General features: G+C 71.3%; 23 protein-coding genes. 17 read left to right on the top strand and 6 right to left on the bottom strand.

Going from position 1 to position 24223, the window contains the following annotated elements; translation table 11 throughout:
• The first annotated feature begins 9 nt into the window (after positions 1–9).
• The 4 genes from H7I87_RS23615 to H7I87_RS23600 are packed head-to-tail and all read left to right on the top strand — an operon-like array spanning position 10 to position 3486.
• Entirely contained in the window at positions 10–1668 is a 1659-nt protein-coding gene (locus H7I87_RS23615) for a bifunctional uroporphyrinogen-III C-methyltransferase/uroporphyrinogen-III synthase (RefSeq protein ID WP_023862186.1), read from the top strand.
• A 6-nt stretch (positions 1669–1674) separates the two neighbouring features.
• Complete coding sequence (gene hemB / locus H7I87_RS23610; RefSeq protein ID WP_023864376.1) at positions 1675–2655, top strand: porphobilinogen synthase; 981 nt, start codon at positions 1675–1677, stop codon at positions 2653–2655.
• Positions 2633–3229: a transport-regulating membrane protein Mce1N gene (gene mce1N, locus H7I87_RS23605; RefSeq protein ID WP_023862189.1), complete on the top strand. Its 597-nt coding sequence runs from the start codon at positions 2633–2635 to the stop codon at positions 3227–3229. The genes hemB and mce1N overlap by 23 nt, the downstream gene beginning before the upstream one ends.
• Positions 3226–3486, top strand: coding sequence for a hypothetical protein (locus tag H7I87_RS23600; protein WP_003873689.1), 261 nt, complete (start codon positions 3226–3228; stop codon positions 3484–3486). The genes mce1N and H7I87_RS23600 overlap by 4 nt, the downstream gene beginning before the upstream one ends.
• Here H7I87_RS23600 and H7I87_RS23595 read toward each other — a convergent pair.
• The gene (locus H7I87_RS23595; protein WP_009979287.1) at positions 3470–3910 is read right to left on the bottom strand and encodes an STAS domain-containing protein; all 441 of its coding nucleotides are present in this window, start codon (positions 3908–3910) and stop codon (positions 3470–3472) included. The genes H7I87_RS23600 and H7I87_RS23595 overlap by 17 nt on opposite strands.
• 365 nt (positions 3911–4275) lie before the next feature.
• Here H7I87_RS23595 and H7I87_RS23590 point away from each other — a divergent pair, with 365 nt between their 5' ends.
• Together H7I87_RS23590 and H7I87_RS23585 are read left to right on the top strand one after the other, a co-directional pair.
• The gene (locus H7I87_RS23590; protein WP_009979286.1) at positions 4276–5514 is read left to right on the top strand and encodes an acyltransferase family protein; all 1239 of its coding nucleotides are present in this window, start codon (positions 4276–4278) and stop codon (positions 5512–5514) included.
• A 90-nt stretch (positions 5515–5604) separates the two neighbouring features.
• Positions 5605–6294, top strand: coding sequence for an Rv0518 family GDSL lipase (locus tag H7I87_RS23585; RefSeq protein WP_003873686.1), 690 nt, complete (start codon positions 5605–5607; stop codon positions 6292–6294).
• A 190-nt stretch (positions 6295–6484) separates the two neighbouring features.
• Here H7I87_RS23585 and H7I87_RS23580 read toward each other — a convergent pair whose 3' ends face one another.
• Positions 6485–8605: an acyltransferase family protein gene (locus H7I87_RS23580; RefSeq protein ID WP_019732687.1), complete on the bottom strand. Its 2121-nt coding sequence runs from the start codon at positions 8603–8605 to the stop codon at positions 6485–6487.
• Between the two features lie 51 nt (positions 8606–8656).
• A complete protein-coding gene (locus H7I87_RS23575; protein ID WP_269195201.1) occupies positions 8657–9520 on the bottom strand; it encodes an alpha/beta hydrolase in 864 nt (287 codons plus the stop codon).
• 471 nt (positions 9521–9991) lie between these two features.
• Here H7I87_RS23575 and H7I87_RS23570 point away from each other — a divergent pair, with 471 nt between their 5' ends.
• Genes H7I87_RS23570 through H7I87_RS23560 form a run of 3 tightly spaced genes read left to right on the top strand, consistent with a single transcriptional unit; the run spans position 9992 to position 13902 of the window.
• A complete protein-coding gene (locus tag H7I87_RS23570) occupies positions 9992–11137 on the top strand; it encodes an LLM class flavin-dependent oxidoreductase (protein WP_011726164.1) in 1146 nt (381 codons plus the stop codon).
• Positions 11138–11142: 5 nt separating this feature from the next.
• Positions 11143–12492, top strand: a complete 1350-nt coding sequence (locus H7I87_RS23565; RefSeq protein ID WP_011726163.1) for an MFS transporter — start codon at positions 11143–11145, stop codon at positions 12490–12492.
• Positions 12493–12552: 60 nt separating this feature from the next.
• Entirely contained in the window at positions 12553–13902 is a 1350-nt protein-coding gene (locus H7I87_RS23560; RefSeq protein ID WP_011726162.1) for an amino acid permease, read from the top strand.
• 70 nt (positions 13903–13972) lie between these two features.
• On the opposite strand, the gene H7I87_RS23555 is transcribed toward H7I87_RS23560, so the two are convergent.
• The 3 genes from H7I87_RS23555 to H7I87_RS23545 are packed head-to-tail and all read right to left on the bottom strand — an operon-like array spanning position 13973 to position 16474.
• On the bottom strand, positions 13973–14890 hold the full coding sequence (locus H7I87_RS23555; RefSeq protein WP_011726161.1) for a ketopantoate reductase family protein: 918 nt from the start codon (positions 14888–14890) through the stop codon (positions 13973–13975).
• On the bottom strand, positions 14887–16071 hold the full coding sequence (locus H7I87_RS23550; protein WP_019732645.1) for a mandelate racemase/muconate lactonizing enzyme family protein: 1185 nt from the start codon (positions 16069–16071) through the stop codon (positions 14887–14889). Before H7I87_RS23550 ends, H7I87_RS23555 begins: the two co-directional genes overlap by 4 nt.
• Positions 16072–16078: 7 nt before the next feature.
• The gene (locus H7I87_RS23545) at positions 16079–16474 is read right to left on the bottom strand and encodes a nitroreductase family deazaflavin-dependent oxidoreductase (RefSeq protein WP_003873669.1); all 396 of its coding nucleotides are present in this window, start codon (positions 16472–16474) and stop codon (positions 16079–16081) included.
• Between the two features lie 74 nt (positions 16475–16548).
• Between H7I87_RS23545 and H7I87_RS23540 the strand changes: the two genes are divergently transcribed.
• Genes H7I87_RS23540 through H7I87_RS23505 form a run of 8 tightly spaced genes read left to right on the top strand, consistent with a single transcriptional unit; the run spans position 16549 to position 24220 of the window.
• The gene (locus H7I87_RS23540) at positions 16549–16893 is read left to right on the top strand and encodes a hypothetical protein (protein ID WP_009979275.1); all 345 of its coding nucleotides are present in this window, start codon (positions 16549–16551) and stop codon (positions 16891–16893) included.
• 58 nt (positions 16894–16951) lie between these two features.
• Positions 16952–18289, top strand: a complete 1338-nt coding sequence (hemL, locus tag H7I87_RS23535) for a glutamate-1-semialdehyde 2,1-aminomutase (RefSeq protein WP_009979274.1) — start codon at positions 16952–16954, stop codon at positions 18287–18289.
• Positions 18289–18897 carry a histidine phosphatase family protein gene (locus H7I87_RS23530; protein ID WP_003873664.1) on the top strand — a complete coding sequence of 203 codons (609 nt, stop codon included), beginning with the start codon at positions 18289–18291 and terminating at the stop codon, positions 18895–18897. The genes hemL and H7I87_RS23530 overlap by 1 nt, the downstream gene beginning before the upstream one ends.
• Before the next feature lie 17 nt (positions 18898–18914).
• Positions 18915–19487: a TlpA disulfide reductase family protein gene (locus H7I87_RS23525; protein ID WP_003873663.1), complete on the top strand. Its 573-nt coding sequence runs from the start codon at positions 18915–18917 to the stop codon at positions 19485–19487.
• Complete coding sequence (locus H7I87_RS23520) at positions 19484–20263, top strand: cytochrome c biogenesis CcdA family protein (protein WP_003873662.1); 780 nt, start codon at positions 19484–19486, stop codon at positions 20261–20263. The genes H7I87_RS23525 and H7I87_RS23520 overlap by 4 nt, the downstream gene beginning before the upstream one ends.
• The gene (gene resB / locus H7I87_RS23515; RefSeq protein ID WP_009979268.1) at positions 20263–21903 is read left to right on the top strand and encodes a cytochrome c biogenesis protein ResB; all 1641 of its coding nucleotides are present in this window, start codon (positions 20263–20265) and stop codon (positions 21901–21903) included. The genes H7I87_RS23520 and resB overlap by 1 nt, the downstream gene beginning before the upstream one ends.
• A complete protein-coding gene (gene ccsB / locus H7I87_RS23510; RefSeq protein WP_009979267.1) occupies positions 21900–22877 on the top strand; it encodes a c-type cytochrome biogenesis protein CcsB in 978 nt (325 codons plus the stop codon). Before resB ends, ccsB begins: the two co-directional genes overlap by 4 nt.
• Before the next feature lie 44 nt (positions 22878–22921).
• Positions 22922–24220, top strand: a complete 1299-nt coding sequence (locus H7I87_RS23505; protein WP_011726159.1) for a MinD/ParA family ATP-binding protein — start codon at positions 22922–22924, stop codon at positions 24218–24220.
• The last annotated feature ends 3 nt before the right edge of the window (positions 24221–24223 follow it).

Here is a 24223-nt window from a genome sequence, read left to right as displayed (position 1 = left end):
GGAGCGACAATGACGACGCGAGGGCGTAAGCCGACACCCGGCCGCATCACGTACGTGGGCTCCGGCCCGGGTGACCCGGGACTGTTGACGGCCCGGGCCGCGGCGGTGCTGGCGAACGCCGCGCTGGTGTTCACCGACCCCGACGTGCCTGAGCCGGTGCTGGCGCTGATCGGCAAGGACCTGCCGCCGGTGTCCGGTCCGGCGCCGGCCGAGCCGGCGCCCAACGGCGAGGGCGCTGGCTCCGAGCAGGGGCAGGCGCAGCCGGCGGTGATCTCCGGTGGTCCCGACATCCGCCCGGCGCTGGGTGATCCGGCCGAGGTGGCCAAGACGCTGACCGCCGAGGCGCGCACCGGTGTCGACGTGGTGCGGCTGGTGGCCGGTGACCCGCTGACCGTCGACGCCGTCATCACCGAGGTCAACGCCATCGCCCGCAGCCACCTGCACATCGAGATCGTGCCCGGGCTGGCGCCCACCAACGCCGTCCCGACCTACGCGGGCCTGCCGCTGGGCTCCTCGCACACCATGGCCGACGTGCGCGGTGACGTGGACTGGGAGGCGCTGGCCGCCGCGCCCGGCCCGCTGATCCTGCAGGCCACCGCGTCGCACCTGGCCGACGCGGCGCGTACCCTGATCGAACACGAACTGGCCGAGAACACCCCGTGCGTGGTCACCGCGCACGGCACCACCTGCCAGCAGCGCTCCATCGAGACCACGCTGCAGGGGCTGACCGACTCGGCGGTGCTGGGCGGCACCGACCCCGCCGGCCCGCTGACCGGTCCGCTGGTGGTGACCATCGGCAAGACGGTGAGCGCCCGGGCCAAGCTGAACTGGTGGGAGAGCCGCGCCCTGTACGGCTGGACCGTGCTGGTGCCCCGCACCAAGGACCAGGCCGGCGAGATGAGCGAGCGGCTGACGTCGTACGGCGCGCTGCCGATCGAGGTGCCGACCATCGCCGTCGAGCCGCCGCGCAGCCCCGCGCAGATGGAGCGTGCCGTCAAGGGATTGGTCGACGGCCGCTTCCAGTGGGTGGTGTTCACCTCCACCAACGCGGTGCGCGCGGTGTGGGAGAAGTTCGGCGAGTTCGGTCTGGACGCGCGCGCGTTCTCCGGGGTGAAGATCGCCTGTGTGGGCGAGTCGACCGCCGACCGGGTGCGGGCGTTCGGGATCAGCCCCGAGCTGGTGCCGGCCGGCGAGCAGTCCTCGCTGGGTCTGCTCGACGACTTCCCGCTCTACGACAGCGTTTTCGACCCGGTGAACCGAGTGCTGTTGCCGCGGGCCGACATCGCCACCGAGACGCTGGCCGAGGGGCTGCGCGAACGGGGTTGGGAGATCGAGGATGTCACCGCCTACCGGACGGTGCGGGCCGCGCCGCCGCCGGCGGAGACCCGGGAGATGATCAAGACCGGCGGCTTCGACGCGGTGTGCTTCACGTCCAGCTCCACGGTGCGCAACCTAGTCGGCATCGCCGGCAAGCCGCACGCCCGGACGATCATCGCCTGCATCGGTCCCAAGACCGCCGAGACCGCCGCCGAGTTCGGCCTGCGGGTGGATGTCCAGCCCGAGACCGCGGCGGTGGGCCCGCTGGTCGACGCTCTGGCCGAACACGCCGCGCGGTTGCGCGCCGAGGGGGCGCTGCCACCGCCGCGCAAGAAGAGCCGCAGGCGCTAGCGTCTCATGGCTTACCCGCGGCAGCGTCCGCGCCGGCTTCGCTCGACCCCGGCGCTGCGCCGCCTGGTGGCCCAAACCTCCTTGGAGCCAAGGCATTTGGTGCTGCCGATGTTCGTCGCAGACGGTATCGACGAACCGCGTCCGATCGCCTCGATGCCGAAGGTGGTGCAGCACACCCGCGACTCGCTGCGCGCCGCCGCCGCCAGCGCCGTCGCCGCCGGGGTGGGCGGTCTGATGCTGTTCGGTGTGCCGCGCGACGAGGAGAAGGACCCGATCGGTTCGGCCGGCACCGACCCCGACGGCATCCTCAACGTCGCGCTGCGCGATCTGGCCAAGGACCTCGGCGATGCCACCGTGCTGATGGCCGACACCTGCCTGGACGAGTTCACCGACCACGGGCACTGCGGTGTGCTGGATGACCGGGGCCGGGTGGACAACGACGCCACCGTGGCGCGCTACGTGAATCTCGCTGTGGCGCAAGCGGAGTCGGGCGCCCACGTGGTGGGGCCGAGCGGGATGATGGACGGTCAGGTGGGCGCGATTCGCGACGGACTGGACGCCGCCGGCTTCACCGACGTGGTGATCCTGGCCTACGCCGCCAAGTTCGCCTCGGCGTTCTACGGCCCGTTCCGGGAGGCGGTCAGCTCCAGCCTGTCCGGGGATCGGCGCACCTATCAGCAGGAGACCGGCAACTCCCGCGAGGCGCTGCGCGAGATCCGGCTGGACCTGGACGAGGGCGCCGACATCGTGATGGTCAAGCCGGCGATGAGCTATCTGGACGTGGTGGCCGCCGCGGCGGAGGTCTCGCCGGTCCCGGTGGCCGCCTACCAGGTGTCGGGGGAGTACGCGATGATTTGTGCTGCGGCCGCGAACAATTGGATCGACGAGCGCGCCGCGGCGCTGGAGTCGCTGACCAGCATCCGACGCGCCGGAGCCGATATCGTTCTGAGCTATTGGGCCGCGGATGCGGCAGGGTGGCTGTCGTGAGACGGGGCTTGCGTTGACATCAGACACGACCGGGGACGACGTCCAGCCGAAGCGGTTGTTCTGCGAGCCGGGGGCCAGCTGGTGGTGGGTGGCCTGCGGGCCGGCGTCCGCGGCGGCCATGGTGCTGATCGAAATCTGGAGCGGCGCCAAGGTGTCGCTGGTGGTGCCCGCGATCTTTTTGGTGCTGGTGTCGGCGTTCGTGGGGTTGCAGGTGAAGGCGGCGCGCATCCACGTCTCGGTCGAGCTCACCGAGGAGGCGTTGCGCCAGGGCACCGAGACGATCCTGGTGCGCGAAATCGTCAAGGTGTACCCGGAGGCCGAAAACAACGAGGCCTCCGGCAAGGAGCTGGCGCGCTGGCAGTCGGCGCGGGCGCTGGGCGAGCTGGTCGGGGTGCCGCGCGGGCGGATCGGCATCGGCCTCAAGCTGACCAACGGCCGCACCGCCCAGGCGTGGGCACGCCGTCATCGCCAGCTGCGCGCCGCGCTGACCCCGCTGGTGCAGGAGCGGGTGGAACCGAGCCGCACGGACGTGCTGGACCGCGACCCCGACGACGACGCCGGGACGGCGCAATGATCGCCGGCTCCCGCGCGGTCGTCGAACTCGTCCTGGCCGTCGCCGCGCTGGCCGGGTCGGCGGTGAGCTGGGTGCGCTCGCATCACAGCGTGGCCGTCGCGCCCATCGCCGACGGGCAGCCGTTCACCACGTCGGTGGTGTACGACCCGCAGCTGCTGCTGCTCACACTGGTGTTGTTGACGAGTGCCGGGGTGTTGGCCGTGGTCGGGATCACCCGGCTGCGGCGCGCCCGTTCGGCCGCTACGACGTCTTCTTGACCAGCGGCAACGCCATCCGGCGGCGGACCGCGATGGCGTCGGCCCGATCCCGCAGCACCTCGTGAACCGAGCGCATGATCGGGAAGCTGGCGTCGTGACCGGTGTCGTCGAGCACCGCGGTGACCGCCGAGCTGGCGACCAGCGTCCACTCGACCTCGGCGGCGCGACAATCGGCGTCGAAGGCGTACAGCAGCGAGATGCCGGCCTCAGCAAATTGGGAGACATCGGCGACGTCGAGCACCACCGGGTTTTCGCCGAGGGTGAAACGCCGAATGTGGTGGCTGATCCGGTCCACGTTGGCGTCGTCGATCACGCCGCGGATGTGCACCACGGTCGCCAGGTGACGGTGATGTGCCCGGACCTGAGCGCCGTCGCAGTCAAACACGCAGTTGTCGTGGCGCGTCTCGGTACCTGCGATCGTCATGAGGACCCCTCACTCGCCGTGGCGCTCGCGCTGCCTTCGAAGGGCGCCTCCACACCCACCGAAGCTGCCTCAAACGCTAGGCCGCAAGCCTAAGGAGACCGGTAGCCGCGTCTAACTCTTTGCTAAGAAGCCGCTGAGGCCGCCGCGACGGCCCCGGCCCAGCGAAACCCGAGCAAACGCCGCCCGGCCAAAGGCCCGGGTGAACGCGGTGTGGCACACCACAACCGTCCACCCATCGGGGCGATTGCGCTGCTAGGCTGCCATGGCTGCCGGTTGCCGGTCGGGGGCTGGTGAGACGGCCGCCGCGCCCGCTCAGCCGGGCGGCACGAGAACGCAACAGCAGGATCCAGACGGGAAAGAGCAACGTGCGGGGCGGAGAGATCAGGGGCGAGATCAAAGCCCTGACGGGACTCCGTATCGTCGCCGCGCTGTGGGTGGTGCTGTTTCACTTCCGGCCCATGCTCGGCGATGCCTCACCCGATCTGCGCGACGCGCTGGCACCGGTGCTCAATTGCGGCGCCCAGGGCGTCGACCTGTTCTTCATCCTCAGCGGATTCGTGCTGACGTACAACTATCTCGACCGGATGGGCCGGTCCTTCTCGACGCGGGCCACGCTGCATTTCCTGTGGCTGCGGCTGGCGCGGGTGTGGCCGGTGTACCTGGTCACGTTGCACCTGGCCGCGCTGTGGGTGATCTTCACGCTGCACGTCGGGCACGTGCCGTCGCCGGACGCCGCGTCGCTGACCGCGATCAGCTACGTGCGCCAGATCCTGTTGGTGCAGTTGTGGTTTGTGCCGTTCTTCGACGATTCCAGCTGGGACGGCCCGGCCTGGTCGATCAGCGCCGAATGGCTGGCCTACGTGCTGTTCGCCGGTATGGTGCTGGTGCTGCTGCGGATGAAGCAGGCGACCCGGGCGCGCAGCCTGATGGTGCTGGCGTTCGCGGCGTCGCTGCCGCCGGTGGTGATGCTGCTGGCCAGCGGCCACTTCTACACGCCGTGGAGCTGGTTGCCGCGCATCGTCACGCAGTTCACCGCCGGCGCGCTGGCGTGCGCGGCGGTGCGCAGGTTGCGGCTGACCGACCAGGGCCGCCGGATCGCGGGCTACATCTCGCTGCTGCTGCTGGCCGCCATGGTGGGCGTGCTGTATTGGTTTGGCGCACACCCGATATCGGGTGTGGTCGAGAACGACAGCGGCGGCGTCGTCGACGTGTTGTTCGTCCCGCTGGTCATCTCGCTGGCCGTCGGCCTGGGCAGCCTGCCGCGTGTGTTGTCGGCCCGGGCGATGGTCTACGGCGGCAAGATCTCGTTCTGCCTGTACATGGTGCACGAGCTGGTGCACACCTCGTGGGGATGGGCGGTCGAGCAGTTCGAGCTGGTGACCCAGGACAACCCGTGGAAATGGAACGTCATCGGCCTGCTCGCGATCGCCCTGGCCGGCGCGGTCGTCTTGTATCACGGCGTGGAAGAGCCCGCCCGCCGGTGGATGCGCAAGATGGTCGACGTGCGAGCCGTCAGCGCGAGAAGCGACCCCGGCGAACCGGCCAACACCAAGCTGCATCCGATCGACCGTCCGCTGGAAGCGATTTCGGCCCGCGCGGTGTGATGGCTGCCTTAGCGGCCGGCCGCGACCTACTGGCAGTATTCGGTGAGAACGCGGCGGCGCCCGACCATGCCGTTGACAGTGGAGGTAGGAGTGAGTCGTCTGGCCACCTTTCTCATCGGGGTGAGTCTTCTGCTGGGCGTGGGCCTTGTGGCATACCCGGCGCAGCTGCGCACGTACGAGACGCTGACGCTGGACTTCCGGCTGAATCATGTGGCAGTGATTGGGGATTCGTACACCACCGGGACCAACGAGGGCGGCCTGGGCGCCAGGTCGTGGCCGTCGCGCGCGTGGCAGGTGCTCAGCGCGCGCGGGTCACGGGTGTCGGCCGACGTGGCGGCCGAGGGCAGGGCCGGTTACGCCGTGACCGGCGACCACGGCAGCATCTTCGAGGATCTGACCGCCCGCGCGGTGCAGTCCGATGACGCGCTGGTGGTGTTCTTCGGCTCCCGCAACGACCAGGGGGTCGATCCCGGGCTGCTGATCGAAAAGACGCACGCCGCTTTGGATCTGGCCCGCCGGCTGGCGCCGGCCGCGCGCCTGCTGGTGATCGGACCGCCGTGGCCGACCGCCGACGTGCCGCCGTCGATGTACCTGATCCGCGACATCCTCGGCGGCGCGGCCGGGGCGGCCGGGGCGACGTTCATCGACCCGATCGCCGAACACTGGTTCGTCGGCCGGCCCGACCTGATCGGCGCGGACGGGGTGCACCCGAATGACGCGGGGCACCAATACATGGCGGACAAGATCGCACCGCTGATCCGCACCCAGCTGTCGACCTGACCGGGGCGTCAGTCGTCGGCGTGCCGCTCGTAGTCCCAGCGTTCCAGCCGGGCCTGCAGCTGCAGCAGGCCGATTCCGGCGAAGGGTGCGGCGACGGCCACACAGACCAGCAGCAGCGGAGACATGTCCTACAACCTCCAATAACCCTTCACTGATCTGACGTTCGACGGCGCCGAGCGGTTCATCGCGCTCACCCGTCCGCCAGGGCGCGGTCGGCCAGCGCGCCCAGCACCGGCGCCAGCAGCCGCGCATACTCGGTCGTCACATGGTTGTCGTCGCGGAACACCAGGGTGTTGCCGACGATCAGCGGGCACCGGTCGGGCGTGCAGAACAAATCGGACAAATCGGCGTAGTGACCGCCGTTGCCCAGCGTCGCCGCCTGCTCGGCGGCGACGCCGTCGCCGTCGATCGCCGCGGATCTGGTTGGCGCACAAGCGGTTACATCGTCGAGATGAGCGGACAGGCAGACCGGTGCCGACGAATGCGGGTCGGGCGCGGGCCCCAGCACCAGCACGGTCGCGCCGGTGCCGCGCAGCTGCGCCACGGTGCGGCCCAGGGTGTCGATCCAGGCCGGGTCGTAGGAGGTGAAACCGAAGTCGGCGCCGTAGCGCCGGCTCATGTCCAGCACGACCAGCCGCGGGTGTTCGGCGTTCATCCGGGCCATGATCTGGGCACGCCACTGCTCGCATTCGGTGTACTCGCGGCCCAGATACGGGCTGACGATGTGCAGCTCGGCCAGTGGGCAGGTCACCTTCGCCAGGGTTTCCAGCCGCCAGTGCCGTTGCTCGGCCAGCTGCTCGAAGGCCGGATTCCACATGGCGGCGTGCGAGTCGCCGATCAGGGCCACGGTGGTCGGTGAGGCGGTGTCGCCGGTCGCGCACTCGCTCTGGCCGACGTCGCGCCAGGACCGCACGCAGCCGTTGACGAACACCGCGGCCTTGTCGGCGGGTGCCTGGGCCAGCGGCGGGTCCAGGTTCGACGGGACGGCCCGCACGCCGGCGGCGGCGGCGAGGATGACCCGGGCCTGCGCGAAGGCCTGACGAACCGCGGCCTCCTGCGCGCTGACGGCGGGGACGTTGGACGGGGGTGTCGCGATGATGTTCGCGCGGGGAGCGGCCACGCCGTGCCCCACCGGGGCCGGTATCACGTTGAGCAGCACCAGGCATGCGCACGCGGTGGCGGCGCTCGCGCCGCCCGCGACCACCAGGCTGACTTTCGCCGAGCGGCGCAGCGCGGCGGCGAAGCGGCCGGGATTCTCCACCAGATGCAGGGTGAGCACGGCCAATCCGGCCGACACCGCCGTCGCGCTCAGCCGGGCCGGCAGCCCCGCGGGCTCGCCGAGCAGCGCGGGCATCAGCAACAGCACCGGCCAGTGCCACAGGTACCAGGAATAGGAGATCCGGCCGATCGCGCGCATCGCCGGGCGGCACAGCAGCCGGCCCGGCCCGAGCCCGCCGGTGACGGCGCCGCCACCGATGATCAGCGCGGTGCCCAGCACCGGCAGCAGCGCCTCGGTGCCGGGATACGGGGTATGGGCGTTGAGCTGGGTGCAGGTCAGCAGGATCAACGCCAGACCGCCCCAGCCGGCGATCGACGCCGTTCGCAGCGACAGCCGGCGCCACTGCTGGATCGACAGGGCCACCAGGCCGCCGGCCGCCAGCTCCCAGGCCCGGGTGGGCAGCGAGAAGAACGCCCACGACGGCGAGGTGCGAGTCCACAGCACGCCCGCGACCAACGACGCCGCCCCGATCAGCGCCAGCACCACCGCGTACGGCACCGGGCGCGGCGTCGACCGCAGCGGCCGGACACGCCGCACCGACGCCGTGACGGCGATGATGAGCAGCGGCCACACCAGATAGAACTGCTCCTCCACCCCCAGCGACCAGTAGTGCTGGAAGGGCGACGGCGCGTCGGCGGTCAGGTAGTCGGTGCCGCGCAGCGCGAACCGGTAGTTGCCGACGTACAGGGCGCTGGCGACGCCGTCCAGGAACACACTGCGGGCCTGCAGCGGCGGCAGCACCGCGGCCGCGCCGATGGCGGTGACGGTGCCGACGATGGCCGCGGCCGGCAGCAGGCGGCGGGCCCGCGCACCGTAAAAGCGGCCCAGCGCAACGGTATTGGTGGTGGACGCTTCCCGGAAGAGCAGGCCGGTGATGAGGAAGCCGGAGATGACGAAGAAGACGTCCACGCCGATGTAGCCGCCGCCGATCCCGGGAATGCCGGCGTGGTAGAGCACCACGGCGATCACCGCGACGGCGCGCAGTCCCTCGATGTCGGGCCGGAATCCCCTTCGGGAGCCCCGCCGCTCCACGGGCTGTGGGCTGCTGGCGAGCGATTCCGGCCGGGGTGTCATCTGCGTGGGCTAGGTCGCCATCCAGGCCAGTTCGGCGGGGAGTTGACTGCGCCAGAAGGCGATATCGTGTCCGCCGAGGGAGAAGCTGCCCGCCGGTGGTGTCTTCAACTGGTAGACGAATTGCTTTGTGGCGAAATAGAAGCGGTCGAAGTTGCCGCAATCCACCCGCAGCGGAATCGAATTCAGCGCGGGCAGGCCCAACACGCTGTTCTGCACGAAGTCCTCGTAGCTGTCGAACGCCCCGGGCGCACTGGTGGCGTACGAGGTGTACAGCGCCGGGCTGATCGCGCAGATGCCGGCGGTGCGCGACGGGCCCAGCTTGGCGCCCAGGCGAAGCGCCCCGTAGCCGCCCATCGACCACCCCATGAACCCGACCCGGGAGGTGTCGAAGCCCATGGTGGACAGCATCGGCAGCAGCTCGTCGAGCACCATCGCACCCGAGTCCTCGCCGGAAGTCCTTTTGTGCCAATAGGTGTTGCCGCCGTCGACACCCACCACCGCGAACGGCGGCTTGCCGGCCTTGACCAGCTGGGCCAGCCCGTCGGGCACGCCCATGTCGAGCATCTGGTTGGCGTCGCCGTCCACGCCGTGCAGCGCGATCACCGGACGCAGCATCCCGGTCTGCCCGGGCGGGATGGCGATCACGTAGTTGGTCTTGATGCCGCCGCGGGCCGCCGACACGAACGATCCGGTGAGCCGGGTCGGCAGCGTCTTGCCCGCCGTCGGCGGCTCGAACGGCGCCGGGGCCTGCGGCAGGGTGGCGGCGCGCGCGGTGCCCGGATCCAGCAGGGCGCTGAGCGCGAACACGCCGGCGGCGCCGAGGCTGGCACCGGCGCCCATCCGGAGCACCGCCCGGCGTGTGAGGTCAGGCATGATCGCAATAATGCCGCGCCCGGCGGGCATAACCCGCCGAGCCACGCCGTATTGCAAGCATTGTGTGATCTGGCGTGACCTTGCGGTCACGAACCGGTGATCATTCGCCGCGCCGCGGGCCGCGAGCGACGCTCGATTTGCGCGGTCGGCCGTAGTCATCCTAGCGCCCCGCGCGGTGGCCGCCGTCACTTTGCGCGGGTCCGCATGTTCCGGCGCGCCCACCGCGTGCCGCGCGGCAAAACGCGCAGTCGCGCTTGACTTCTGGCGCGGCGGCGGCCGCCTCCGGTCCCGCCGCCGCACCGGGGCCCCGGCCGTCGTCGCCGCCGCTGGCGCGCCCCGATGCCGGCGCTGATCGCGGCGGCGCGTGGGGATGCAATCTCGAAGGTTTCAACCCTGGCCCGCCGGCGGCACCGCGACCAGGATGGAACCCCTGTGCACGGGGGGCGAACGCGCAACGAAGAGGATTGTGAATTGAGTCTGGCGTTTCACTGGTTTCTGCCGACCTACGGCGATTCGCGGAACCTGGTCGCGGGCGGGCACGGCACGCCGATGTCCGGTGACCGGCCGGCCACGCTGCGGTACCTGCACCAGATCTGCTCGGCCGCGGAGGACAACGGCTTCGAGGCCGTCCTCACGCCGACGGGATTGTGGTGTGAGGACGCGTGGTTGACGACGGCGATGCTGGTCGAATCGACCGAGACGCTGAAGTTTCTGGTCGCGTTCCGTCCCGGGCTGTTGAGCCCGACGCTGGCCGCGCAGATGGCCGGCACCTTCCAGCGGCACTCGCAGGGACGGCTGCTGCTCAACGTGGTCACCGGCGGCGAACCGCACGAGCAGCGCGCCTACGGCGACTTCCTGGACAAGGAGGCGCGGTACGCGCGCACCGCCGAATTCCTGCACGTGGTGCGGCAACTGTGGACCTCGCCACAGCCGGTCACCTTTGCGGGAGAACACATCCGGGTCGAGGGCGCGCAACTGAACAACCCACCCGACCCGATACCCGCGGTGTTCTTCGGCGGCTCCTCGGCGTCGGCCGGGCCGGTCGCCGCCAAGCACTCCGACGTCTACCTCACCTGGGGCGAACCGCTGACCGCGGTCGCCAAGAAGCTGGACTGGGTCCGCGGGCTGGCCGTCGACGCCGGGCGAATCCTGCAGTACGGCTTGCGGATTCACGTGATCAGCCGCGACACCTCGGCCGCGGCGTGGGCCGAGGCCGACCGGCTGCTGTCGGCGATCGACCCGGCCGACATCGAGCGGGTGCAGGCCAGCCTGGCGCGCAGCGAGTCCGAGGGCCAGCGCCGGATGCGGGAGCTGCACGGCGGCGACAGCGGCAAACTGCTTGTCGGCCCGAATCTGTGGGCCGGGGTCGGCCTGGTGCGCGGGGGAGCGGGCACCGCCCTGGTCGGTTCGCACGCCGAGGTCGCCGAGCGGCTGGCCGAATACGCCAAACTGGGCATCACCCACTTCATCCTGTCGGGGTATCCGCATCTGGAAGAGGCCTACTGGTTCGGCGAGGGCGTGCTGCCGCTGCTGGAGCGGATGGGGTTGTGGCGGCACCCCAATCGTCGGTCGCGTCCGGCGGCGACGACGCCGTTCGCGGTGGCATCGGCGCACTGACGGCCATGGCAGCCACCTTGCCCGCGCCGGCGCCCGCCGGGCTCGCCGACGGCCATCCGCTCGACGAATCCGCCGAGCAGCAGCGCCGCCGGCTGCGCATCGTGGTGGCCGCCAGCCTGCTGGGCACCACCGTCGAGTGGTACGACTTCTTCCTGTACGCCACGGCGGCCGGGCTGGTCTTCAACAAGGTGTTCTTCCCGAACGAAAGTTCTTTGGTGGGAACGCTATTGGCGTTCGCGACGTTTGCCGTCGGATTCGTCATGCGGCCCATCGGGGGCCTGGTGTTCGGCCACATCGGCGATCGGATCGGCCGCAAGCGCAGCCTGGCGCTGACCATGCTCATCATGGGCGGCGCGACCGCGCTGATCGGGGTGTTGCCGACGGCCGCGCAGATCGGGGCCTGGGCGCCGGTGCTGCTGCTGGTGTTGCGGGTGCTGCAGGGGTTCGCGCTCGGCGGCGAGTGGGGCGGGGCGGTGCTGCTGGCCGTCGAACACAGCCCGGGCGACCGGCGCGGCCGCTACGGGGCGGTGCCGCAGGTTGGGCTGGCACTCGGATTGGCTTTGGGCACAGGCATATTCGCTTTCCTGCAGATCGTGCTGGGCCCGGCCCGGTTCCTGTCCTACGGCTGGCGCATCGGGTTCCTGTTGAGCGTGCTGCTGGTGGCGATCGGCATCGTGGTGCGGTTGCGGGTGGAAGAGACACCGGCGTTCCGGGAACTGCAGGACCTGCAGGCCGCGTCCACCGTGCCGATCCGGGACATCCTGCGCGAGAGGCGTTCCCGGCGCAACACGGTGCTGGGGCTGCTGTCCCGGTGGGCCGAGGGCTCGGCGTTCAACACCTGGGGCGTGTTCGCCATCAGCTACGCCACCGGGGCGCTGGGACTCAACCGGGTCTCGGTGCTGATCGCGGTGACCATCGCCGCATTGCTGATGGCAGTGCTGCTGCCGGTGTCCGGCGTCCTGACCGACCGATTCGGTGCCCGCCGGGTGTACCTGGCCGGCATCGCCTGCTACGGCCTGGCCGCGTTTCCGGCCTTCGCGTTGTTCGGCACCAAGAAGCTGCTGTGGTTCGGGCTGGCGATGGTCATCGTGTTCGGCGTCGTGCACGCGCTGTTCTACGGTGCCCAGGGCACCCTGTATTCCGCGCTGTACCCGACCAACACCCGCTACACCGGGCTGTCGTTCGTCTACCAGTTCTCCGGCGTGTACGCCTCCGGGGTCACCCCGATGATCCTGACCGCGCTGATCGCCGCGCTGGGCGGCGCGCCGTGGCTGGCGTGCGGCTACCTGGTGGCCACCGCGGTCATCAGCGTGCTGGCGACCGCGCTGATCCGCGATCGCGATCTGTACCTCTAGCCGCGCCAAGCGCGGCCCTCGGCTGGCGCTGCCGATCCCGATGTGCTGTGGTTGATGCTCATGGCGGGCACTTCGCAACTGCGCCAAGGGCTGTCGCAGCGGCAACTGAGCATGATCGCTCTGGGCGGGGTGATCGGCGCCGGCTTGTTCGTCGGGTCCGGCGTGGTGATCAAGGACACCGGGCCGGCCGCGTTCCTCACCTACGCCCTGTGCGGCCTGCTCATCGTGCTGGTGATGCGGATGCTCGGCGAGATGGCGGCCGCGAACCCGTCCACCGGATCGTTCGCCGACTACGCGGCCGCGGCGCTGGGCCGCTGGGCCGGATTCTCGGTCGCCTGGCTGTATTGGTACTTCTGGGTGATCGTGGTCGGCTTCGAGGCGGTCGCCGGCGGCAAGGTGCTCAACTACTGGTTCCACGCCCCGCTGTGGGTGCTGTCGCTGGGCCTGATGCTGTTGATGACCGCGACCAACCTGTTCTCGGTGTCGTCGTTCGGCGAGTTCGAATTCTGGTTCGCCGGAATCAAAGTCGCCACCATCGTCATCTTCCTGGTGGTGGGCGCGGCCTATGTCATCGGATTGGTGCCGGGGCATCACGACGGCCTGACCAACCTGGTGTCGCACGGCGGGTTCTTTCCCCGCGGGGTGGGCGCGGTGTTCGCCGCCATCGTGGTGGTGATCTTCTCCATGGTCGGCGCCGAGATCGTCACCGTCGCCGCCGCGGAAAGCCGCGACCCGCGGCGGGCGGTGCAGAAGGCGACCAGATCGGTCGTCACCCGGATCGGGATCTTCTTCGTCGGCTCGGTGTTTCTGCTCGTGGCGATCCTGCCGTGGGACTCGGTGGAACTCGGCGCCTCGCCGTATGTGGCCGCGCTCAAACACCTGGGCCTGGCGGGAGCCGATCAGGTGATGAACGCGGTCGTGCTCACCGCGGTGTTGTCCTGCCTGAACTCCGGGCTGTACACCGCGTCACGCATGTTGTTCGTCCTCGCCGAGCGGGGCGAGGCACCCGCCCGGTTGGTGCGGCTGAGCGGGCGCGGCGTTCCCCACATCGCCATCCTGTGCTCCTCGGCGGTCGGCTTCCTGTGCGTCGTCATGGCCCGGGTCGCACCCAACACCGTGTTCCTGTTCCTGCTCAACTCCTCGGGCGCCATCATCCTGTTCGTGTACTGGTTGATTGCGTTGTCGCAGATCGTCCTTCGCCGCCGGACGCCGGCCGAGCGGCTGAGCGTGAAGATGTGGTTCTTCCCGGTGCTATCGGTTCTCACCCTGGCCGGCATCACCGCGGTGCTGGTGCAGATGGCCTTCGACGCCACGGCGCGCAGCCAGTTGTGGCTCAGCCTGTTGTCCTGGGCGGTGGTGGTGGCGCTGTACTTCGTGGCGCGCTCGCGCGGCCGGGTCGCCGCGCGGTGACCGCGCTCAGCCGGTGTGCGCGCCGGCCCGGTGCCGTATACCCGCGCCGGCCCGTTCTAGCGGAGCCCGGTCAGCGCCACCGCCGTTCGATGGACTTGACCACGGCCGTCAGGGTCGCATTCACCGGCGCGTCGACGCCGACCCGCGCGCCCTGCCGCGGCACCGCGCCGTTGATGACGTCGATCTCGCTGACCCGGCGGGCCTCGTGATCCAGCAGCGCCGAGGGTTTCGCGTCGGGCATCTGCGCCCCGAACGCGCGGACATGCTCGACCGCGTCGGCGACGGCGATCGCGACACCGGACGCGCGCGCCACCGACCACGCCTCGGTGGCCGCCGCCCGGCTGACCGGACCCATCTCGGCGTCGTCCATCACCTGGCCGACCGTCATGCCGGTCAGCGCGCACGGCGCGCTGTAGGCGACGTTGCAGATCAGCTTCTCCCACTGCATCGCGGCGATGTCGGTGACCGCGGCCGCGTCGAACCCGGCGTGCGCCCAGGTCCGGGCGATCGATTCCACCCTCGCGTGCGGCAGCGACGAGTAGGGGCCGAAGCGCATCGCCCGCATGGCGTTGTGGTGGACATGGCCCGGCGCCACCCGGGACGCGCCGAACCCGCTGGCGATCCCGACCGCGACCCGCTGTGCACCGACGACGCCGGCGACGGTCTCCGCCGACCCCAGGCCGTTCTGGATGGTCAGCACCGCGGTATCCGGCCCCAGCATCGGAAGTGCTTGGCGCGCAGCGGCTTCCACGTCGGCCGCCTTGACCGCCAGCACCACCAGGTCCATCGTCTCGTCGACCGCGCCGGTGCTGGCCCGCAGCGGCACCACCTGGTCGCAGCCGGGGCCGGTGACGCGCAGCCCGTCCCGGTTGATCCGCTCCACACTGGGCCGGTGCCGGTCGACCGCCAGCACCTGCTCGCCCGCGGCGGCCAGCTTCGCAGCGTAGATCGAACCCATTGCACCGCAACCGATTACCGCGATCTTCATCGGCGTTCTCCCGTCAGCTCGGCGATCAGTTCGGCCAGGCCGGGTTTCTGCTCCAACCCGAACCCGGCGGCGTCCGGCGGCGCGATCATGCCCGACGAGACGACGCAGCCGTCCGGATAGCCGCCGAACGGCGCGAACACCCCCGGGTAGGCCTCGCAGCCACCCAGCCCCAGCCCGGCCGCGACGTGCAGGTTGATCAGATGCCCGCCGTGCGGGAACGCGCAGCCGCGGTCGAAACCATGATCCGCCAGCACGTCGAGCATCCGCAGGTACTCGGACAACCCGTAGCTCAGGCCCGGATCCATCTGGAACACATCGTGATCCGGCCGCATGCCGCCGTAGCGGACCAGGTTGGTCACGTCGGGCACCGAAAACAGGTTCTCGCCGGTGGCCACCGGGCCGTCATAGCAGTCCGTCACCGCGCGGTGCAGCGCGTAATCCAGCGGGTCGCCCGGCTCCTCGAACCAGCGCAGGCCGTAGCCGGCCAGCGCGCCCGCCCACCGGATGGCCTCGGCCCGGCCGAACCTGCCGTTCGCGTCGACCGCGACCCGTCCGGCGTCGCCGACGACGTCGATGACGGCCTCGACCCGGGCCAGGTCCTCGCCCAGCGCGGCGCCGCCGATCTTCATCTTGACCGCCCGATAGCCCAGCTCGAGATACTCGCCCATCTCCCGGCGCAACGCATCAACGCCGCCCGCCGGGCGGTAGTAGCCGCCGGCGGCGTACACCGGCACCGCCGGCGCGGGCTGCCGCCCGGCGTGCCGGGCGATGGTCACGCAGGCGGGTTCGTCGCGCAGCTTGGCGTTCAAATCCCAGCACGCCAGCTCCAGCGCGGCCACCGCCGCCGCCCGGTCGCCGTGGCCGCCGGGTTTCTCGTCGGTGAGCGCGCACGCCGCCACCGCGGCCGGGTCGAGGAACCCGGAGCCGTCCAGCAGCGCGTCGGGGGCGGCGGCCAGCACCCGCGGGATCAGCCGGTCGCGCAGGATTCCGCTCTGGGCGAACCGCCCGATCGAGTCGAACGCCACGCCCGCCACCGGCCGCCCGCGCCGCACCGCGTCGGTGAGCACCGCCACCAGCGAGACCGTGTGGCCGGAGAAGTCGACCACCGCATTGGCCGGCCCGCCGCGGCCGGGCGCGTCGAGACGAACCGCCCGCTCGACGATCCCGGTGATCCGCACCAACGGGGGTTCAGGGCGTCCGGGTGAGCAACACCGCCTGCTCGAACGGCAGCCGGGCGAACACGCCGCGCACCCCGGGCCGCAGGTGCGACGCCGCCTCGGCCTTGCTGACCACGCGCGGATCGGCGACGCCGAACGTCTTGCCCCGGCTGCGAATCCGGCCGCCGCCCGCCGCGGTCAGGTTCTTCAGCCAGTCCCGGTCCGGGCCGTAGGTCAGCAGGATGGCCACCCCGGGCTTGCCGTCGACGTCGGCGCTGAACAGGTTGACGGGGGTGCGGTACGGCTTGCCCGAACGCCGTCCCACGTGCTCTACGATGCCGAACGGCGGGAGCCAACCGGCCCACATCCGCTGAATCGGGTTGGTGACGTGACGGTTGAACCGGGCAAGCCCTTGTGGGAGTTGCATACCGCCATCCAACTCGCAGGCGCCGGGCGACATCAACCCGATCTTTTCCCCGCCGCAGCGACTAAGGTCAGGTGATGGGCGACACACCGGGAATCGCGGCGGGCCGTCGCGGCTCGGAGCTGTCGCGCCGGGGCCGGGACCTGGCCGCCGGGAAGGTCATCACCGCGGCCGACGTGCAGTGCGCCGCCGAGCGCGCCGAGACGTCCCGTCAGCGTGACCTGGATGCGCACCGCCGCGACGAGCACCGCCACTATCAGGCGGCCATCGCCCACGAGCGGGTCGCCGAGGTCGAGGACAGGGCCGTCGCCGAGGGCCTCGGCGACGTCGCCGCGCACCAACGGGCCGCGGACCGGGAACGCGAGGCCGCCCGGCGCAACTTCATGGCGGCCCAGCAAGCCAACTCCTACGACGCCGACTAGCACCCTTCTGCTACACCCTGTAGTTGGAGGGGTGGCGAAGGCTGGGACACTGGTCGTCATGGGAAGCAGTGATCAGGCGACCGCGCACGCCAGGGCCCAGGCTGCCTCGGCGCGGTTGTTCGACGACGCCTGCGCCGTCATCCCCGGCGGGGTGAACTCACCCGTGCGGGCGTTCACCGCGGTGGGCGGGACGCCGCCGTTCATCACCGCCGCGCGCGGCTGCCGGCTGACCGACGCCGACGGCAACCACTACGTGGACCTGGTGTGCTCATGGGGGCCGATGATCCTGGGGCACGCGCACCCGGCCGTCGTCGAGGCCGTCGCCAAGGCCGCCGCGTCCGGGCTGTCCTTCGGGGCGCCCACCCCGGCGGAGAGCGAGCTGGCCGCCGAGATGATCGCCCGGGTGGCGCCGGTCGAGCGGATCCGGCTGGTCAACTCCGGCACCGAGGCCACCATGAGCGCGGTGCGGTTGGCCCGCGGCTTCACCGGGCGCGCCAAGATCGTCAAGTTCTCCGGCTGCTACCACGGCCACGTGGACGCGCTGCTCGCCGACGCCGGCTCCGGGGTGGCCACCCTGGGGCTGCCGTCCTCGCCGGGCGTCACCGGCGCGACGGCCGCCGACACGATCGTGTTGCCCTACAACGACATCGACGCCGTGCGGCAGGCGTTCGCGGAGTTCGGCGACCAGATCGCGGCGGTGATCACCGAGGCCAGCCCCGGCAACATGGGGGTGGTGCCGCCGGCGCCCGGCTTCAACGCGGCGCTGCGCGCGCTCACCGCCGAGCACGGCGCGCTGCTGATCGTCGACGAGGTGATGACGGGCTTCCGGGTCAGCCGAAGTGGTTGGTACGGAATCGATCCGGTGGACGCCGACCTGTTCACCTTCGGCAAGGTGATGAGCGGCGGCCTGCCGGCGGCCGCGTTCGGCGGCCGGGCCGAGGTGATGGAACGGCTGGCGCCGCTGGGCCCGGTGTATCAGGCCGGCACCCTGTCGGGAAACCCGGTCGCGGTGGCCGCCGGGCTGGCCACGCTGCGCCACGCGGATGCCGCCGCCTACGCCGCGCTGGACGCCAACGCCGATCGGCTGGCCCGGCTGCTGTCCGACGCGTTGACCAATGCCGGTGTGCCGCACCAGATTCCGCGGGCCGGGAACATGCTCAGCGTGTTCTTCACCGACACCCCGGTGACCGACTTCGCCTCCGCGCGGGCCACCCAGACCTGGCGCTATCCGCCGTTCTTCCACGCGCTGCTGGACGCCGGCGTCTACCCGCCGTGCAGCGCCTTCGAGACGTGGTTCGTCTCCACCGCGCTGGACGACGACGCCTTCGACCGGATCGCGGCGGCCCTGCCCGCCGCGGCCCGCGCCGCCGCGGGCGCCGACGAGGGGAATTCCTGATGGGCGAGCAGACCCGGGTGCACGTGGTGCGGCACGGCGAGGTGCACAACCCCGACGGCGTGCTGTACGGGCGGCTGCCCGGGTTTCACCTGTCCGAGGCGGGCCGGGCGCAGGCGGCCGCGGTGGCCGAGGCGCTGGCGCCGCGCGACATCGTCGCGGTGATCGCCTCACCCCTGCAACGGGCCCAGGAGACCGCCGCGCCCATCGCCGCGCGGCACGGCCTGGCCGTGGACACCGACCCGGACCTGATCGAATCGGCCAACTTCTTCGAGGGCCGGCGCATCAGCCCCGGCGACGGCGCCTGGCGCGACCCGAGGGTGTGGTGGCAGCTGCGCAACCCGTTCCGGCCGTCCTGGGGTGAGCCCTACACCGAGATCGCGGCCCGGATGGAGACGGCGGTGGACAAGGCCCGCGCCCGCGGCACCGGCCACGAGGTGGTGTGCGTCAGCCACCAGCTGCCGGTGTGGACGCTGCGGCTGCACCTGACCGGCCGGCGGCTGTGGCACGACCCGCGCAAGCGGGAATGCGGGCTGTGCTCGATCACCACCCTGGTCTACGACGGCGACCGGCTGGTCGACGTCGAGTACTCGGAGCCGGCGGCGCCTTGAGCGCGCGGGTGCTGGCGATGGCCGGGGCGGTGCTGGCCGGGTTGCTGACCGGCTGCTCGTCCGGTCACGATGCCGTCGCCCAGGGCGGCACCTTCGAATTCGTCTCGCCCGGCGGCAAGACCGACATCTACTACGACCCGCCGTCCAGCCGCGGCCGCCCCGGCCCGCTGTCCGGCCCGGACCTGGCCGACCCCGCGCACACGCTGTCGCTGGACGACCCGATCTTCGCCGGCCGGGTGGTCGTCATCAACATCTGGGGGCAGTGGTGCGGACCGTGCCGGTCCGAGGTCAGCCAGCTGCAGCAGGTGTATGACGCCACCCGCGGCGCCGGCGCGTCCTTCCTGGGCATCGACGTCCGGGACAACAACCGGCAGGCGGCGCTGGACTTCGTCAACGACCGTCACGTCACGTTCCCGTCCATCTACGACCCGGCGATGCGCACCCTGATCGCGTTCGGCGGCAAGTACCCCACCACGGTGATCCCGTCCACGCTGGTGCTGGATCGCCAGCACCGGGTCGCGGCGGTCTTTCTGCGCGAACTGCTGGCAACCGACCTGCAGCCGGTGGTGCAGCGGGTGGCCCAGCAGTGACCGGGCTGACCCAGATCGCCGCCGCCGGCCCGCTGCTGGCGGCCCTCGGCGTGTGCCTGCTGGCGGGCTTGGTGTCGTTCGCCTCCCCGTGCGTGGTGCCGTTGGTGCCCGGCTACCTGTCCTACCTGGCGGCCCTGGTCGGGGTGGAAGAGCAGCCGCAGGCCGGCGCGGTGCAGGCCCCGCCGGGCGCCCGCTGGCGGGTGGCCGGCTCGGCCGCGCTGTTCGTCGCCGGGTTCACCGCGGTGTTCGTGCTGGGCACCGTGGCCGTGCTGGGCATGACGACCACGCTGATCACCAACCAGCTGCTGCTGCAGCGGGCCGGCGGCGTGCTGACCATCGTGATGGGGCTGGTGTTCGTCGGCCTGATCCCGGCCCTGCAGCGGCAGGCCCGGTTCAGCCCGCGGCAGCTGACCACCGTCGCCGGGGCGCCGCTGCTGGGCGCGGTGTTCGCGCTGGGCTGGACGCCGTGCCTGGGGCCGACGCTGGCCGGCGTGATCACCGTCGCCTCGGCCACCGACGGCGCCAGCGTGGCGCGCGGCATCGTGCTGGTGATCGCCTACTGCCTGGGCCTGGGCATCCCGTTCGTGCTGCTGGCCTTCGGCTCGGCGGGCGCGGTAGCCGGCCTGGGCTGGCTGCGCCGGCACACCCGGGCCATCCAGATCTTCGGCGGCGTGCTGCTGATCACAGTCGGCGCCCTGCTGGTCACCGGGCTGTGGAACGACTTCGTCTCCTGGCTGCGCGACGCGTTCGTGTCCGACGTGAGGCTGCCGATTTGATGGCGCTCGCCACCCTTCGCGCCACGGCCCGCAACACCTGGCGGGCGCTGACCTCGATGGGCACCGCGCTGGTGCTGCTGTTCCTGCTCGCGCTGGGCGCCATCCCCGGCGCCCTGCTGCCGCAGCGCAATCTCAACGCCGGCAAGGTCGACGACTACCTGAAGGCCCACCCGGTGATCGGGCCCTGGCTGGACCGGCTGCAGGCGTTCAACGTGTTCTCCAGCTTCTGGTTCACCGCCATCTACGTGCTGCTGTTCGTGTCGCTGGTCGGCTGCCTCACCCCGCGGATGATCGAGCACGTCCGCAGCCTGCGCGCCACCCCGGTGGCCGCCCCGCGCAACCTGGCCCGGCTGCCCAAGTACGCCGGCCACCGCATCGCCGCCGACGCCGAAGACCTGAACACCCTGGCCAACACCCTTGTCGGCCGGCTGCGCGGCTGGCGCACCGCCATCCGCCACCACGACGGCGCCGGCCCCGACGCCGTGGAGGTCTCCGCCGAGAAGGGCTACCTGCGCGAATTCGGCAACCTCGTGTTCCACTTCTCGCTGCTGGGCCTGCTGGTCGCCGTGGCCGTCGGCAAGCTGTTCGGCTACGAGGGCAACGTCATCGTCATCGCCGACGGCGGCCCCGGCTTCTGCTCGGCCTCGCCGGCCGCGTTCGACTCGTTCCGGGCCGGCAACACCGTCGACGGCACCTCGCTGCACCCGCTGTGCATCCGGGTCGACGACTTCGACGCCCACTACCTGCCATCCGGCCAGGCCGTCTCGTTCGCCGCGAACATCGACTACCAGTCCGGCGCCGACCTGGTCGCCAACACCTGGCGGCACTACCGGCTGCAGGTCAACCACCCGCTGCGGCTCGGCGGCGACCGGGTCTACCTGCAGGGCCACGGCTACGCGCCCACCTTCAGCGTCACCTTCCCGGACGGGCAGATCCGCACCGCGACCGTGCAGTGGCGCCCCGACAACCCGCAAACCCTGCTGTCGTCGGGGGTGGTGCGCATCGACCCGCCCGCGGGCAGCTATCCCACCGCCGCGGAGCGCCGCCAGCACGAGATCGCCATCCAGGGCCTGCTGGCGCCCACCGAGCAGCTGGACGGCACGCTGCTGTCGTCGCGGTTCCCGGCGCTCAACGCCCCGGCGGTGGCCGTCGACATCTACCGCGGCGACACCGGGCTGGACACCGGTCGCCCGCAGTCGCTGTTCACCCTGGATCCCCGGCTGATCGAGCAACATCGGCTGACCAAGGAGAAGCGGGTCAACCTGCGCGCCGGGCAGGCAGTCCGCATCGACCAGGGGCCCGCGGCGGGCACCGTGATCCGCTTCGACGGCGCCGTGCCGTTCGTCAACCTGCAGGTCTCCCACGACCCGGGCCAGACCTGGGTGCTGGTGTTCGCCGTCACGATGATGGCCGGCCTGCTGGTGTCGCTGCTGGTGCGCCGCCGCCGGGTGTGGGTCCGTCTGACACCGGACGCCGGCGGCGCGCCCGGTACGGTGAACGTCGAACTGGGCGGCCTGGCGCGCACCGACAACTCCGGTTGGGGGGACGAGTTCGAGCGGCTGTCGCAGCGGCTGCTGGACGGACTGGCCGAGCCCGCGTCCCGAGCGTCCCAAAGGAGTACCGAGGTGGACGTCAAATGAATACCGTGCACGTCAACATCGAGCTGGCGCGCTACTCCGACTGGGCGTTCACGTCGGCGGTGGTGGCGCTGGTGATCGCGCTGCTGCTGCTGGCCTTCGAGCTCGCCTACGCCGGCGGACGCCGCGCCGATGCGCGGGCCCGGGTGCTGGCCGGGGCGGTCAGCGCCGACTCGGCGACACCCGGGGTGGTGGACGAGGTGCCCCGCCGGCCCGTCGACGAGCGCGCCGGCCGCGCCGGCCTGGCCGTGGTGTACCTGGGCACCGGCCTGCTGCTGGCCTGCCTGGTGCTGCGCGGCCTGGCCACCCTGCGGGTGCCGTGGGGCAACATGTACGAGTTCATCAACCTGACCTGCCTGTGCGGGTTGGTCGCCGGGGCGATCGTGCTGCGCCGCCCGCAGTACCGCCCGCTGTGGGTGTTCCTGCTGCTGCCCGTGCTGATCCTGCTCACGGTGTCCGGGCGCTGGCTCTACACCAACGCCGCGCCGGTGATGCCCGCGCTGCAGTCCTACTGGCTGCCCATCCACGTGTCGGTGGTCAGCCTGGGCTCCGGGGTGTTCCTGGTCGCCGGCATCGCCAGCATCCTGTTCCTGCTGCGCACCTCGCCGCTGGGCGACCCCGGCAACGACAGCGCGCCGGCCCGGCTGGTGCGGCGGTTCCCGGACGCGCAGACCCTGGATCGCATCGCCTACCGGACCACCATCTTCGCGTTCCCTGTGTTCGGCTTCGGCGTCATCTTCGGCGCCATCTGGGCCGAAGAAGCCTGGGGCCGGTACTGGGGCTGGGACCCCAAGGAGACGGTGTCCTTCGTCGCCTGGGTGATCTACGCCGCCTACCTGCATGCCAGGTCGACGGCCGGATGGCGGGACCGCAAGGCCGCCTGGATCAACGTCGCGGGGTTCGTGGCCATGGTCTTCAATTTGTTCTTCGTTAACCTGGTCACCGTGGGTCTGCATTCCTATGCGGGCGTGGGTTGACATTGGATAACCGAGGTAACTAGCGCACAACGAGGGGGAGTGCCGTGTCCGAGCATCCGACGGCGGGCGTGGGGGCGCCCGAAGAACAGACAACGCAAATCCCCCCAGCCGCCGCAGCGGGCGACGACAAGAAGGACGCCGCCGAACCGCAGCCGGAGCCCGGCGGCGACGCCCCGACCAAGGCGTTCGCCGGGTTCCGCACCGAACGCCGGGTCCCCGAGCGGGAGCCGGCGCCACCCACCGCGCCGCGGCCCGGCGGCATGCCGCCGTGGGACTCCACCCCGGTCACCGGCATCCCGCGCGTCGACCCGACGGCGTACGGCGCCTACTACGCCGGCCCGGACGCCCCGCCCACCCAGATCCAGGGCCCGCCGCCGCGTCAGGAGCACCTGCCCCACACGCCGTACCCGGAGCTGTCCACCGGGATGCTGCTGCGCCCGGTGCAACCGCCGCCGTCCGAGGGCTGGCGGCTGCTGCTCTACAAGCTGTCCGGCGGGCTGATCAACCTGGGCGAAAGCCCCCGCGCCGCCCGGTACAACAACCTGGTCGCCCAGGTGAACCGGCCGCTGCGGGGTTCCTACCGGGTGGCCTTCCTGTCGCTCAAGGGTGGGGTCGGCAAGACCACCATCGCGGCGACGCTGGGCGCCACCTTCGCCTCCATCCGCGGGGACCGGGTGGTGGCGGTGGACGCCAACCCCGACCGCGGCACGCTGAGCCAGAAGATCCCGCTGGAGACGGCGGCGACGGTGCGCCAACTGCTGCACGACGCCGGAACCATCGAGCGCTACAGCGACGTGCGCCGCTACACCTCCAAGGGCCCCAGCGGGCTGGAGGTGCTCGCCTCGGAGACCGATCCCGCGGTCTCGGAGGCGTTCAGCGCCGACGACTACGTGCGGATCCTGGACATCCTGGAGCGCTTCTACGGCCTGGTGCTCACCGACTGCGGTCCCGGACTGCTGCACTCGGTGATGAAGTCGGTGCTGGACAAGGCCGATGCCCTGGTGGTGGTCAGCTCGGCGTCCATCGACGGCGCGCGCAGCGCGTCGGCCACCCTGGACTGGCTGGACGCGCACGGGCACGAGGACCTGGTCCGCAATTCGATCGCGGTGATCAACGGGGTGCGGCCGCGGCCGGGCAAGGTCGACATGAACAAGGTGATCGACCACTTCTCCCGGCGCTGCCGGGCGGTCCAGCTGGTGCCCTTCGACCCGCATCTGGAGGAGGGCGCCGAGATCGACCTGGACCGGCTGCGCCGCGGCACCCGCGAGGCGCTCACCGAGCTGGCCGCCATCGTCGCCGACGGATTCCCCGGCGCGCAGCGCAACCCGGGCGTGCTCGGTTAACCG

The sequence above is a fragment of the Mycobacterium timonense genome, assembly GCF_025821985.1.
GTDB lineage: Bacteria > Actinomycetota > Actinomycetes > Mycobacteriales > Mycobacteriaceae > Mycobacterium > Mycobacterium avium.
This window is presented reverse-complemented; position numbering and strand designations above follow the sequence as displayed.